This is a genomic window from Arthrobacter sp. 3Tela_A, assembly GCF_049311025.1.
Lineage (GTDB): Bacteria > Actinomycetota > Actinomycetes > Actinomycetales > Micrococcaceae > Arthrobacter_B.
Map to the genome: position 1 here is coordinate 1 of NZ_JAXIOM010000117.1, position 823 is coordinate 823.

1 protein-coding gene is annotated in these 823 nt (G+C 68.0%); it reads left to right on the forward strand.

The window, feature by feature from the left end; all coding sequences use genetic code 11:
* Window positions 1–2: 2 nt before the first annotated feature.
* A partial coding sequence (locus TVC13_RS18020) for an alpha-amylase family glycosyl hydrolase (RefSeq protein ID WP_422402498.1) occupies window positions 3–823 on the forward strand: 821 nt, incomplete at its 3' end.

Sequence of the window (823 nt, forward strand, 5' to 3'; positions counted from 1 at the left end):
GCCTGGTTCCGGTCCATGAAGCCTCCACCGAGCGTGAGAGGCAGTGGTGGCGCTCCTCGGTGATCTACCAGATCTACCCCCGCTCCTTCCGCGACCTCCGCGGAGACGGCATCGGCGACCTGCCCGGCATCACCGCCGAAATCCCGACCCTGGCCACCCTGGACATCGACGCGATCTGGCTCTCCCCCTTCTACGTCTCCCCGCAAAAAGACGCCGGCTACGACGTCGCCGACTACTGCGCCGTCGACCCCCTCTTCGGCACCCTGGACGACTTCGACAACCTCGTGGCCACCGCACGCGAACACGGCATCCGCGTCATCGTCGACCTCGTCCCCAACCACTGCTCCGACCAGCACGCCCTCTTCCAGACAGCCCTCGCCGCGCCCGAGAACTCCCCCGCCCGCGACATGTTCATCTTCCGCGACGGCACCGGCGAACACGGCGAAAACCCGCCGAATAACTGGCAGTCCCACTTCGGCGGACCCGCCTGGACCCGCACCACACGCCCCGACGGCACCCCCGGCCAGTGGTACCTGCACCTCTTCGACTCCACCCAGCCCGACTTCAACTGGGACAACCCCGCCGTCCACGACGAATTCGAACGCATCCTGCGCTTCTGGCTCGACCGCGGCGTCGGCGGCTTCCGCGTCGACGTCGCCCACGCCCTGATCAAAAAAACCGGACTGCCCGACTGGGGCGGCCGCGCCGACGGCGCCTCCACCGAAGGCTTCCCCGGCGACCAGGCCCCCATGTTCGGCCAGGCCGGCATCCACGACATCTACCGCTCCTGGCGCAAAATCCTCGACGAATACGACGGCGACCG